This is a genomic window from Mycobacterium sp. GA-2829, from assembly GCF_001499965.1.
Classification (GTDB): domain Bacteria; phylum Actinomycetota; class Actinomycetes; order Mycobacteriales; family Mycobacteriaceae; genus Mycobacterium.
Window position 1 is genome coordinate 49,838 of record NZ_LQIT01000026.1, and the last position, 12,198, is coordinate 62,035.

The 12,198-nt window shown below is 69.2% G+C and carries 10 protein-coding genes and 1 pseudogene; 6 read left to right on the top strand and 5 right to left on the bottom strand.

The genetic code is table 11. The features are described 5' to 3' along the window. Positions 1-104 precede the first annotated feature (104 nt). Genes AU194_RS16885 through AU194_RS16900 form a run of 4 tightly spaced genes read left to right on the top strand, consistent with a single transcriptional unit; the run spans position 105 to position 5,011 of the window. A complete protein-coding gene (locus AU194_RS16885; protein ID WP_059090395.1) occupies positions 105-890 on the top strand; it encodes a bifunctional 2-polyprenyl-6-hydroxyphenol methylase/3-demethylubiquinol 3-O-methyltransferase UbiG in 786 nt (261 codons plus the stop codon). Further along, positions 887-2,455 (top strand): glycoside hydrolase family 57 protein, encoded by a 1,569-nt coding sequence (locus tag AU194_RS16890; protein ID WP_059090396.1) that lies wholly within the window; start codon positions 887-889, stop codon positions 2,453-2,455. The genes AU194_RS16885 and AU194_RS16890 overlap by 4 nt, the downstream gene beginning before the upstream one ends. A 10-nt stretch (positions 2,456-2,465) precedes the next feature. Further along, a complete protein-coding gene (locus AU194_RS16895) occupies positions 2,466-3,704 on the top strand; it encodes a glycosyltransferase family 4 protein (protein ID WP_059090397.1) in 1,239 nt (412 codons plus the stop codon). Between the two features lie 32 nt (positions 3,705-3,736). Next, positions 3,737-5,011, top strand: a complete 1,275-nt coding sequence (locus AU194_RS16900) for an HNH endonuclease signature motif containing protein (RefSeq protein ID WP_059090398.1) — start codon at positions 3,737-3,739, stop codon at positions 5,009-5,011. 321 nt (positions 5,012-5,332) lie between these two features. Here the strand turns inward: AU194_RS16900 and AU194_RS31865 are convergent. Both AU194_RS31865 and AU194_RS16905 read right to left on the bottom strand, forming a co-directional pair. Then, positions 5,333-5,506 (bottom strand): annotated as a pseudogene (locus AU194_RS31865) (zinc-binding dehydrogenase); the annotation flags it as partial. Positions 5,507-5,557: 51 nt separating this feature from the next. Continuing rightward, positions 5,558-6,295: an acyltransferase gene (locus AU194_RS16905; RefSeq protein ID WP_059090399.1), complete on the bottom strand. Its 738-nt coding sequence runs from the start codon at positions 6,293-6,295 to the stop codon at positions 5,558-5,560. Between the two features lie 79 nt (positions 6,296-6,374). On the opposite strand from AU194_RS16905, the gene AU194_RS16910 reads away from it, so the two are divergent. Next, a complete protein-coding gene (locus tag AU194_RS16910; RefSeq protein ID WP_059090400.1) occupies positions 6,375-7,655 on the top strand; it encodes a PQQ-binding-like beta-propeller repeat protein in 1,281 nt (426 codons plus the stop codon). A gap of 137 nt (positions 7,656-7,792) precedes the next feature. After that, positions 7,793-9,322: a sodium:alanine symporter family protein gene (locus AU194_RS16915; protein WP_059090401.1), complete on the top strand. Its 1,530-nt coding sequence runs from the start codon at positions 7,793-7,795 to the stop codon at positions 9,320-9,322. On the opposite strand, the gene AU194_RS16920 is transcribed toward AU194_RS16915, so the two are convergent. Genes AU194_RS16920 through AU194_RS16930 form a run of 3 tightly spaced genes read right to left on the bottom strand, consistent with a single transcriptional unit; the run spans position 9,319 to position 12,190 of the window. Beyond that, positions 9,319-10,017 (bottom strand): esterase, encoded by a 699-nt coding sequence (locus AU194_RS16920; RefSeq protein ID WP_059090402.1) that lies wholly within the window; start codon positions 10,015-10,017, stop codon positions 9,319-9,321. The genes AU194_RS16915 and AU194_RS16920 overlap by 4 nt on opposite strands. A gap of 23 nt (positions 10,018-10,040) precedes the next feature. Continuing rightward, entirely contained in the window at positions 10,041-11,270 is a 1,230-nt protein-coding gene (locus tag AU194_RS16925) for a class I SAM-dependent methyltransferase (RefSeq protein ID WP_082698693.1), read from the bottom strand. Then, positions 11,204-12,190, bottom strand: coding sequence for a class I SAM-dependent methyltransferase (locus AU194_RS16930; protein WP_059090403.1), 987 nt, complete (start codon positions 12,188-12,190; stop codon positions 11,204-11,206). Before AU194_RS16930 ends, AU194_RS16925 begins: the two co-directional genes overlap by 67 nt. Between the last annotated feature and the right edge of the window lie 8 nt (positions 12,191-12,198).

Genomic DNA, 12,198 nt, shown 5'->3' on the forward strand with positions numbered 1-12,198 from the left:
TAGCTGGTCGAAGTTCATCCGCCTGCCCGCCCTACCACCGCTAACCCGTTGCCAAGTCCTCGCGAACCGGCCACGAACCCGCCGCCTGGGTTAGCCTGCCTCCGATGAGCGCATTCGTTACCGGGCCGCACGGGGGTGCCGAAGAGACCCTGCCGCTGACCGGCGAGCGGACGATCCCCGGCCTGGCCGAGGAGAACTACTGGTTCCGTCGCCATGAGGTGGTCTATGCCCGCCTCGCCGACCGGTGCGCCGGCCGTGACGTGCTCGAAGCCGGATGCGGTGAGGGTTACGGGGCCGACCTGATCGCCGAAGTCGCCCGCCGGGTCATCGCGCTGGACTACGACGAGGCGACCGTCGCGCACGTGCGGGCGCGCTATCCCCGGGTGGAGATCCACCACGGCAACCTGGCCGCGTTACCGTTGCCCGACGCGTCGGTCGATGTGGTGGTGAATTTCCAGGTCATCGAGCATCTGTGGGATCAGCCACAATTCGTCCGCGAATGCCTGCGCGTGTTGCGCCCCGGCGGCGTGCTGCTGATGTCGACGCCCAACCGGATCACCTTCTCCCCCGGCCGGGACACCCCGATCAACCCGTTCCACACCCGCGAACTGAACGCGGCCGAGCTGACCGAGCTGCTCACCGACGCCGGCTTCGGTATCGAAGGGGTCTACGGGGTTTTTCATGGCCAGGGGCTGCGGGACATCGACGCCCGTCACGGCGGGTCGATCATCGAGGCGCAGATCGCCCGCGCCGTCGCCGACGCCCCGTGGCCGCAGGACCTGCTCGACGATGTGGCCGCCGTGCGCATCGAGGACTTCGACCTGCTGCCCGCCGAGGAACGCGACATCGACGACAGCCTCGACCTGGTCGCGATCGCGGTGCGGCCGTGAGTGACGAGGCGCCTGCGGTACCGGGGCTGTTCACTCTCGTCCTGCACACCCACCTGCCCTGGCTGGCTCACCACGGCCGCTGGCCCGTCGGCGAGGAGTGGCTCTACCAGTCCTGGTCCGCGTCATACCTGCCGCTGCTGCGGGTGCTGCGCACGCTGGCCGCCGAGGGCCGCAGCCACCTGCTCACCCTCGGTATGACCCCCGTCGTGACCGCACAGCTCGACGACCCGTACTGCCTGACCGGTATGCACAGCTGGCTGGCGAACTGGCGGCTGCGGGCACTGGAGGCCGCGACACTGCGGACCTCCACGGACCCCACCCCCGCCTGCGCGCCGGAGGCGTTGCGCGCGTTCGGAACTCGTGAACTGGCCGAGGCCGACCGCGCACTCGACGAGTTCGCCACGCTGTGGCGTCATGGCGGCAGCCCGGTGCTGCGGGAGCTCATCGACGCGCAGACCGTCGAACTGCTCGGCGGACCGCTGGCCCATCCGTTCCAGCCGCTGCTCAACCCGCGGCTGCGCGAGTTCGCTCTGCGTGAAGGCCTCGCCGACGCCGCACAGCGGTTCGCCCACACTCCACGCGGCATCTGGGCCCCGGAGTGCGCGTATGCGCCCGGGATGGAAACCGACTACGCGGCAGCGGGTGTGGGCCACTTCATGGTCGACGGCCCGTCACTGCACGGTGACACGGCACTGGGCCGGCCCGTCGGCGGCTCTGACGTCATCGCCTTCGGGCGCGACCTGCAGGTCAGCTACCGGGTGTGGTCGCCGAAGTCCGGCTACCCCGGTCACGCCGCATACCGCGACTTCCACACCTACGACCACGTGACCGGACTGAAACCCGCGCGCGTCACCGGCCGCAACGTGCCGTCGTCGGGGAAGGCGCCCTATGACCACGACCGCGCCGACGCCGCGATCGACGCCCACGTCGCCGATTTCGTTGCGGTGGTGCGACGGCGACTGACCGACGAGAGTTCGCGGATCGGGCGCCCGGCGCACGTCGTCGCCGCCTTCGACACCGAACTGTTCGGCCACTGGTGGTACGAGGGCCCGGAGTGGCTGGCCCGCGTGCTGCGCGCGCTGCCCGAGGCCGGGGTGCGCGTCGGCACGCTGAGTGACGCCGTGACCGACGGATTCGTCGGCGCGCCAGTGGATCTGCCGCCCAGCTCGTGGGGGTCCGGCAAGGACTGGCAGGTGTGGGCGGGCGACAAGGTCACCGACTTCGTGCAACTCAACGCCGAGGTCGTCGACACCGCGCTGAGCACGGTCGACAAGGCGCTGACCCAGCACGCATCGGTGGGCACGCCGACACCGCGTGACAGCGTCGCCGACCAGATCCTGCGCGAGACCCTGCTGACCGTGTCCAGCGACTGGCCGTTCATGGTGAGCAAGGATTCCGCCGCCGATTACGCCCGCTACCGTGCACACCTGCACGCGCACGCCACCCGCGAGATCGCCGATGCGCTGGCCGCGGGTCGCCGGGAGCAGGCGCAACGCCTCGCCGACGGCTGGAACCGCGCCAACGGACTGTTCGGCGCACTCGATGCCCGGCGGTTGCCGCGATGAAAGTGGTTGCGTGAGAATCCTTCTGGTGTCGTGGGAGTATCCGCCGGTGGTGATCGGCGGGCTCGGCCGACATGTCCACCACGTGGCGACGTCGCTGGCCGACGCCGGTCACGAAGTCGTGGTGCTCAGCCGTCGCCCGGCGGACACCGACCCCAGCACGCATCCCACCACCGACGAGATCAGCGAAGGCGTTCGGGTCATCGCCGCCGCTCACGATCCGCACGAGTTCGCGTTCGGCTCCGACATGATGGCCTGGGTGCTGGCCATGGGGCACGCGATGATCCGGGCCGGGCTGGCGATCAAGGACCACGGAGGGCCGTGGCGTCCCGACGTCGTCCACGCCCACGACTGGCTGGTCGCCCATCCGGCGATCACGTTGGCCGAATACTTCGACGTGCCATTGGTTTCCACCATCCACGCCACCGAGGCGGGTCGGCATTCCGGCTGGGTGTCGGGTCGGGTCAGCCGTCAGGTGCACGCCGTCGAGTCCTGGCTGGTGCGCGAATCCGATTCGCTCATCACGTGTTCGGCGTCGATGCGTGACGAGATCACCGACTTGTTCGGACCGGGCCTGTCGGAGATCCGGGTCATCCGCAACGGCATCGACGCCGAGCGCTGGTCGTTCGCGCGGCGCCGCCCGCGCAGCGGCCCCGCCCACCTGCTCTACCTCGGCAGGCTCGAATACGAGAAGGGGGTGCACGACCTGATCGCCGCGCTCCCCCGCATCCGCCGCACCCATCCCGGCGCGACGCTGACCGTCGCCGGTGACGGCACCCAGCTGGACTGGTTGATCGAGCAGGCGCGGAAACACAAGGTGCGCAAGGCAGTATCGTTCGTCGGGCGGCTCGACCACGAGGGACTCGTCGATATGCTGCACGCCGCGGACGCCGCGGTGCTGCCGAGCCACTACGAACCGTTCGGCATCGTCGCGCTCGAGGCCGCCGCGACGGGCACACCGCTGGTGACGTCCACGGCAGGCGGGCTGGGCGAGGCGGTGATCGACGGGGTGACCGGAGTGTCCTTCCCGCCGCGCGACGTCGCGGGTATCGCCACGGCCGTGCGGGCGGTGCTCGACGACCCCGCCGCCGCGCAGCAGCGTGCCGTCGCCGCCCGTGAGCGGCTCACCTCCGATTTCGGCTGGGACACCGTGGCCGCAGAGACGTCGCAGGTCTACATCGCCGCCAAACGCCGTGAGCGTGACCCGCTTCCCCGACTGCCGATCGTCGAGCGGGCGCTGCCCGACCGCTGAGATTTGTCGGACCCTTCTGTTTGTATGGGGTCATGGTTTCCAGCGCACCGTCTTTCATCCCGAGCACGCCTCGGGAAGCGCAGCTGGAGGCGTTGTTCGAGGAGATGTCCGAGCTCGCGGGCCAGCGCAATGCGATCGACGCCCGGTTGGTGGAGATCGCCGCCGAGATCGACGGCGAGCGCCTGTGGGGTGCCACCGGGGCACGATCGGTCACCGCGCTGGTGGCCTGGAAGGTCGGCTGCTCGACCACCAACGCCAAAGCGATCACCGCGATCGCCGACCGCATCGAGGAGTTCCCGCTGTGCGTGCAGGCCTTGCGCGAAGGCCGGCTGTCACTGGATCAGGTCGGCGTCATCGCCGACAAAGCCGGCCCCGGATCCGATGAGCACTACGCCGAGTTGGCCAAGTGCGCCAGCGTCAACCAACTCCGCACCGCGATCCGGCAGGAACCCAAACCCACGCCCCCCGAGCCCACGCCCGATGAGGATGAGCCGGAACCGGAGCTCGAACCTGCCTGCTCGATCACTCAGACCTCCGATGACCAGTACACCTTCTGGCGGATCCAACTCACCCACGCCGAGTCGGCGAAATTCGAAGCCGCGCTGCAATCCCATCACGACGCACTGATCGCCCAGTTCAAACGCGACCACGGCGAGACCCTGGCGGCGGTCCGGCCTCCGATGCCCACCCGCGGTGATGCCTTCATGGCCCTGATCGAAGCCGGCTGGGACGCCGACGCCGCCCGCCGCCCGCACAGCGCCCACACCACCGTCGCGGTGCATCTCGACATCAAAGACCGCATCGCCGCCCTACACCTGGGACCGCTGCTCCCCGACGCTGATCGGCAGTACCTGACCTGTGATGCGACCTGTGAGGTGTGGTTCGAACGCGACGGCCAGGTCATCGGGGCCGGGCGAGCCACCCGGCTGATCAACCGCCGGCTGCGGCGGGCGTTGGAACACCGCGACCGCACCTGCGTGGTGCCCGGCTGTGAAGCGACCCGCGGCCTGCACGCGCATCACATCATCCACTGGGAGGACGGCGGCGAAACCGAACTCGACAACCTGGTGCTGGTCTGTCCCTATCATCATCGGGCGCATCACCGCGGGATCATCACCATCACCGGACCCGCCCACCAACTCGTCGTCACCGACAGCCGAGGCCGGATCATGCGTGACGGGTCGCTGGCGCGGCCACCCACCCAATCGCCCCCGAAGGTCGACCCCTATCCCGGTCCCAGCGGCGAACGCGCCGACTGGTGGTGGTACACCCCCTTCGAACCCAAAGCACCACCCAGCAGCAACTAGCCCGAGTCCGGGCGCCGTCAATATCTATTGACGCACAACGGAATTGACTGCTCCGGCGGCCGCGGCCACATCTGTTGACGCACCACAGAGCGAAGTGAGTGACCCCGCCGACACAACCCGGCCAACCTCACGCCGGTGGCGATAAACCATGCGGTGAACCGCCCGGGAACCTATCCCCATCCCGCGCGTCAACGTCTATTGACGCGCAACACAAGCCATATCCCGGGGCGGCGCCGTGCCGAGGCGCAGCCCAGCCGCCGTCAACACCTATTGACGCGAGAAGGAGTCACCACTCCCGGGCAGCGCGTCAAGCGCGCAGCGCTACGTCAGATCGACGATGATCTTCCCGAACGGTCCCCGGTCGAGGTGATCGAGCGCCTCGGGCAGCGCCGCCAACGGGTAGACCGTGTCAACCACAGGCTCGATCCCGTTCTGATCCACCGCGGCGACCAGCCCCTCAAGCGCCCGCCGGTGCCCGGTGCCGATGCCGTGAAGCGTGACAACGTTGGCATCAACGGCATTGCGGGCGCGGCCGGCTCCCCGAAGCTAGCGGGCGGCCTTCTTACGCTCGATGTCGGCCAGCGCCGCGGCCAGTTCCGCACGCTGCGCCGCCGACGTCTCCCACGCCAGTTTGCGGTTCTTGACCACCTTCGCCGGCGCACCGACCGCGATCGAGAAGTCCGGGATGTCCCCCTTGACCACCGCATGCGCGGCCAGCACGCACCCGCGGCCGACGGTGGTGCCCCGCAACACGGTCACCTTCGTCGCCACCCACGTGTCGGGTCCGATGCGCACCGGGCTCTTCACGATGCCCTGGTCCTTGATCGGCAATTCGATGCTGTCCATCTTGTGGTCGAAATCGCAGACGTAGCACCAGTCGGCCATCAGCACGGAGTCACCGAGTTCGATGTCGAGGTAGGTGTTGATGACGTTGTCCCGCCCGAGCACCACCTTGTCGCCGATGCGTAGCGACCCCTCGTGGGCGCGGATCGTGTTCTTGTCCCCGATGTGCACCCACCGGCCGATCTCCATCTGCGCCAACTCGGGGGTCGCCTGGATCTCGACGTTCTTGCCCAGGAACACCATGCCGCGGGTGATGACGTGCGGATTGGCCAGCTTGAACTTCAGCAGCCGCCAGTAACGGACCAGGTACCAGGGCGTGTAGGCGCGGTTGGCCACCACCCATCGCAGCGAGTCGAGCGTCAGGAACCGAGCCTGGCGCGGGTCACGCAACCGCGAGCCCCGCCAACGCTTGTGCAGCGGAGCGCCCCACATCGTCGTCATGGCCGCAAAGCCTACGCGAGGCCGCGGTACCGCCCGGGTTACCCTCACGTGGGCCCATCAGCGACCGTGAAAGGACACCGTGTTCCGGCGATTCCTCGTGCTGGTGTCAGCGCTGCTGGTGGGTGCGTCGGCCGGATGCGCGGACACCTCGTCCTGGGTGGAGGCGAAATCCGCGCCGGGCTGGCCGGCCCAGTACGGCGACGCGGCCAACAGCAGCTACGTCGACGCCGACGGCGCCGACACCCTGAAGCTGGAGTGGAGCCGCTCGGTCAAGGGCGACCTCGGCGCCGCGGTTGCCCTCGGCAACAACGGGTACCTGGCCGCCAACGCCCAGACCCGCGACGGCTGCTCGCTGATGCTGTGGGAAGCCGACAACAACGGCCGCCAGCGGTGGTGTTCACGCCTGGTGCAGGGTGCCGGCGACGCAAGCCCGCTGCTCGACGGCTTCGACAACGTGTACATCGGCCAACCCGGCTTGATCATGTCGTTCCCGCTGACCCAGTGGATCCGCTGGCGCAAACCCGTGATCGGGGCGCCCACCACGGCGCGGCTCCTGGCGCCCGGCCAACTCCTGGTGGTCACCCATCTCGGCCAGGTCCTCGTCTTCGACGCACACCGCGGCACCGTCGAGGGCACCGCACTCGACCTGGTCGCCGGCGTCGACCCCACCGACTCCGAACGGGGCCTCGCGGACTGCCGCCCCGCCCGTGCCGGTTGTCCGGTGGCCGCCGCCCCGGCCTTCTCGGCCGCGGGCAGCATCGTGGTGCTCAGCCTGTGGGAGCCCGGCGCCGACAAGCCCGTCCTGGTCGGCCTGCGTTACCGGCCGGGTCAGACACCGCTGCTGGTGCGCGAATGGACGAGCGACGTGGTGACCACGGGGCCGCTGGCCAGTCCGGTGATCTCCGCCGACGGGTCGACGGTGTACGTCAACGGCCGCGACAAACGGCTGTGGGCGCTCGACACCGCCGACGGCGCCGCGAAGTGGTCGCTCCCCTTGCACTACCAGCCGCAGACTCCGCCGTCGGTGGCGCCCGACGGCACGATCATCGCCGGCGGCGGGCCGGGTGCGGCGCTGACGGCGGTCCGGGACACCGGCGAGGAGGGCGAGGTGGTGTGGACGCGCGACGACGTCGTCCCGCTGACCACCTCCAGTCGGGCCGGGCCTCTCGGGTACGTGGTGGTCGAAGCGCCCGAGCGCGGTCAGGAGCTCGTGGTGTTCGGCACCGGCGACGGCCGCACCGTCAACAGCTATCCGTTGCCGGAGGCGACGGGCTGGCCCGTGGGAGTCTCCCTCGGGCAGGATGGTCGCGTCGTGACCGCGACCAGCGACGGTCAGGTCTACGGCTTCGCGCCGGAATAACTATTGCCGGTGAGCATCTGCTCAAGAGAACTAACGACGTCGTGACCCTGATTTAACAAAAAACCATGCCGGGCCGTGGAATCATGCCCGGGGGCCGCAGAACCGCGGCCGATCAACCGATGCGGTGGGAGTCTGCGGTGACCGAATTCCTCGACACGGTCAACAGTTACGTGTGGAGTAACGCCCTGGTCTATCTGTGCCTGGGTGCAGGTGTGTACTTCTCGATCCGGTCGCGCTTCGTGCAGGTGCGCCAGGTCCCGGAGATGATCCGGGTGATGCTGCACGGCGAGAAGTCGCCCAACGGGGTGTCGTCGTTCCAGGCCCTGACGATGTCGCTGGCGGGCCGCGTAGGGACCGGCAACATCGCCGGCGTCGCGACCGCCATCGCGTTCGGCGGCCCCGGCGCGATGTTCTGGATGTGGGCGGTCGCGTTCCTCGGCGCGTCGACGTCATTCGTGGAGTGCACGCTCGGCCAGATCTACAAGACAAAAGATCCGTTGACCGGTGAGTACCGCGGCGGCCCGGCCTACTACCTGAGCCGGGCGCTGTCGCACACCGCGGGCGCCGGGTTCTTCAAGGTCTACGGCGCGATCTTCGCTGCGGTCACCGTGCTGGCGTGCGGGCTGCTGCTGCCCAGCGTGCAGTCGAACTCGATGGCGGTCGCCATGAACTCGGCATGGGGCTGGTCGACGTGGTGGGTGGCGGTGGGCACGGTCATCGTGCTGGCGTTCGTCATCATCGGCGGGGTCAAGCGCATCGCGACGTTCGCCTCGATCGTGGTGCCGTTCATGGCCATCGTCTACATCGTGCTCGCACTGATCATCGTGCTGCTCAACGTCGGTGAGGTTCCCGAGATCCTGCGGATGATCTTCGCCAGCGCCTTCGGCCTCGACTCCGCCTTCGGCGCGATCATCGGCTCGGCGGTGATGTGGGGCGTCAAACGCGGCATCTACTCCAACGAGGCCGGACAGGGCACCGGACCGCACGCCGCGGCCGCCGCGGAGGTCTCCCACCCCGCGAAACAGGGTCTGGTGCAGGCGTTCGCGGTGTACGTCGACACGCTGTTCGTCTGCTCGGCGACGGGCTTCCTGATCCTGTCGACCGGCGCCTACCGGGTCTTCGAGGGCGAGAGCGAGACAGGTGCCGTGCTCGCCGAGGGCGGCATCCTGCCGGCCGACACCCCGGTGGGGCCCGGTTTCGCGCAGGTCGGCTTCGACACCCTGTGGAGCGGGGCGGGCGCCTCGTTCGTCGCGATATCGTTGGCGTTCTTCTGCTTCACCACGCTGGTCGCCTACTACTACATGGCCGAGACGAACCTGCGGTTCATCCTGGGCAAGACCTCGACCGTGGACATCCCGCTCATCCGCAGCACCGTCGGCGGCACCGCCACCATGCTGCTGCAGGCGCTGATCCTGGTGTCGGTGGTCATCGGCGCGGTCTCGACGGCCACCGAGGCGTGGACCCTCGGCGACATCGGCGTCGGGTTGATGGCCTGGCTGAACATCGTCGGCATCATCATCCTGCAGCAGCCGGCGTACAAGGCGCTGTGGGACTACGAGAAGCAGAAGAAGGCCGGCCTGGACCCCGTCTTCGACCCGACCGCGCTGCAGATCCCGAACGCCAAGTTCTGGGAGACGTACTCGCGCAGCGAGGACACCCGCGTCTAGACCGCCAGGATCGGGGCGAGCACCGAGCGCGGCACGGACGCCTGAATAGCGCCTGCCGCCTCGGGCAGCAGTTCGCCCTGCCCGAAGAAGAAGATCACCGCGTCGTCGGTGACGGCGAAGTTCTGGTACTTCTCCGGGTCGAGGCCGTCGGCGGGCAGGACCGGCTGATCGATGCCGGTCTTGGCCTGCAGATCGCTCTGTACGGCCGGAAACACCAGATCCAGCGGACGGGTGCCCGGGCGGAACAGGGTCTCGAACGTCAGCGGCGCGTGGGCGCCGAGGTCGTAGGTGAACGCCTTGAACCACGTCTGCGGATGGGCGCCACCGACGTTCTGGTAGACCTCCAGCACCAGGCTCTGAGTTCCGCGCGGGGCGAGGCCCGAGTGGTAGGCGGTGCCCTTGGCGTCCAGGACGTACGGCAGACCGCGCGAACCCGGCATCTCGGAGACGTTGATGAACCCGTCGCGGGTCTGGCTCAGGTACGCCGAGACCGCCTGCTCATCGGGATAGCCGGCCGGGAAGCTGAAGTCGACGGTGTAGGCCGCGGTGGCGTTGCGGACCTGACAGGACTGCTCGGCGTTCAGGGCGCCGCCGAGATCGGCGCACGCGGTCTGCGCCGACGCCACGGCGGTACCGGTCAGGCCGGTCAGCACGGTGGCGGTCAGCAGCGCCGCGATCGAATTGAAAGTTCTCATCACGCGCCAGCGTACGTGGCGGGTCAACGTGACGGCCGACATATGAAGGCTGTTGCCCGACTTGCGGTCCCGGCGCCGAGGCGGGTCACCACCACCGACACCGCGGCGCTGCCGCGCGGTCTGAGCCTGCGCCGCAGCGCATCGGGGTCGATGTCGACGCCGCGCACCAGGATCTCGACGGCCCCGGCGTCGTGGGCCGCCAGCGCCTGCCGGAGCCGTTTCTCCTGGTACGGCAGCTGTTCGAGCACCTCGAAGCCGCGTACCCCGTCGGGCAGCCGATCCCCTGTCAGATAGGCGATCTCGGGGTCGAGTTGCCACAGACCGTGCCGTGCCGCGTAGTGGCGGACCAGCCCGGCGCGCACGATCGCGCCGTCGGGGTCGACGATCCAGCGACCCGCCGGGGCGACCGGGCAGTCGTCGGGTTCGGCGTCGGTGAGCTCCTCGCCGCGGTCGAGCACGCTCGCCCGCCGGGTGACGCCGGCCGTCGCCAGGTTCGGCGACCACAGACACGCCTCCCGGACACTGCCCCCGAACGAGGTGATCTCGATCTCACCGGCGAACCCGAGGTGGCGTACCACACCGAAATCGATTCCGGGAGCGCATTTGACGACGAGATCGCGTCCGGCGTACGTCTCGAGCGCGGCGTCCAGCGGCGGGGTGTAATCACGGGGGTCGAAGGTGCGCCTGCCGCCGCTGCGGCGGGCCGGGTCGAGTAGGACGACGGTGTCGCGGGTGACCGGGTGCAGGGCGTCGGCACGCAGGACGGGGACGCGGCCCGAGAGGTTGTGGCGGGCCATCGCCACCCGGACCGGATCGAGATCGCTGCCCACCACGTAGCCGGCCCGATCGGCAAGTGCGGCAAGCTCGGTGCCGATCGAGCACGTCGCATCGTGCACCACCGCACCAGACAGCCGCTGCGCCCGGTGCGCCGCGACGGCGCCCGCGGTGGCCTGCTGCAAGGCCTCGTCGGTGAACAACCAGTCTTCGGTGCCGGGCAGCTTGTCGGCGGCCTTGCGGCGCAGCCGCACCGTCTCGACGAGGATTCCCGCCCGGCCGCCGAAACGCTTACGCGCCCAGGCGATGTCGTTGACCAGGCCGGCCGGGGTGAGCGGCCGCGTCGCGACGTCGGCGAGCGCGGCGCGGCCCTCGTCGCCGGTCAGGTAGGCGACGGAGTCGAGGTCGAACTCTAGGACGGCTTGACCCCGGTGATCATCACGTTGTAGAACCAGCCTTTCGGCACCACGCGGCGCCACACGTTGGCGTCGACCCAGCTCAGACCGGTCCAGCTGTTGAACGCGAATTTCGCCCAGCCCCAACCCAATCGGCCAGGAGGCACGGCGGCCTCGAACGTCCGCACCGGCCAGCCCAGCATCGCGGCAGTGAATTCCTCACTGGCGGTGCGGATCTCGACGGCGCCGGCGTTGGCGGCCATGCGTTCGAGGTCGGCCGGGTCGAAGGTGTGCAGGTCGACCACGGCCTCCAGCGCCGCCGCACGCGACGATTCGTCGAGTTCGGTCTGCGAGCGCCGCCAGCCCGACAGCATCGGCAACTTGGTGACGTTGGTCGCGACCCGCCAGGTCAGCGTCGACAGTTCGCGGGCGTAGCGGTGGCCGACGGTCGTGGGCTCCCCCGCGAACACGAACCGGCCGCCCGGTTTGAGCACCCGGATGACCTCGCGCAACGAGAGCTCGACGTCGGGGATGTGATGCAGCACCGCGTGCCCGACCACCAGGTCGAAGGTGTCGTCCTCGTAGGGAATGCCCTCGGCGTCGGCGACGCGTCCGTCGATGTCGAGGCCGAGCGACTGACCGTTGCGGGTGGCCACCTTCACCATCCCGGGCGACAGGTCGGTCACCGAACCACGCCGGGCGACGCCGGCCTGGATCAGGTTGAGCAGGAAGAAACCGGTGCCGCAGCCGAGCTCGAGGGCCCGGTCGTAGGGCAGTTCTCGCTGCACGTCCTCGGGCACCGCGGCGTCGAAGCGGCCCCTGGCGTAGTCGACGCACCGCTGGTCGTAGGAGATCGACCACTTCTCGTCGTAGGTCTCGGCCTCCCAGTCGTGGTAGAGCACCTGGGCGAGCTTCGAGTCCTTCATCGCGGCCTCGACCTGTTCAGCGGTCGCGTGGGGGTTCGACGCGGGCAGATCGGTGGACGTGTGGTCGGTACTCGTCATGGCTGGCA

Bases quoted from the DNA above. Each gene is read 5' to 3' on its own strand.
- AU194_RS16885 (WP_059090395.1), top strand. From the start codon at position 105: ATGAGCGCATTCGTTACCGGGCCGCACGGGGGTGCCGAAGAGACCCTG.
- AU194_RS16900 (WP_059090398.1), top strand. From the start codon at position 3,737: ATGGTTTCCAGCGCACCGTCTTTCATCCCGAGCACGCCTCGGGAAGCG.
- AU194_RS16905 (WP_059090399.1), bottom strand. From the start codon at position 6,295: ATGACGACGATGTGGGGCGCTCCGCTGCACAAGCGTTGGCGGGGCTCG.
- AU194_RS16920 (WP_059090402.1), bottom strand. From the start codon at position 10,017: ATGAGAACTTTCAATTCGATCGCGGCGCTGCTGACCGCCACCGTGCTG.
- AU194_RS16930 (WP_059090403.1), bottom strand. From the start codon at position 12,190: ATGACGAGTACCGACCACACGTCCACCGATCTGCCCGCGTCGAACCCC.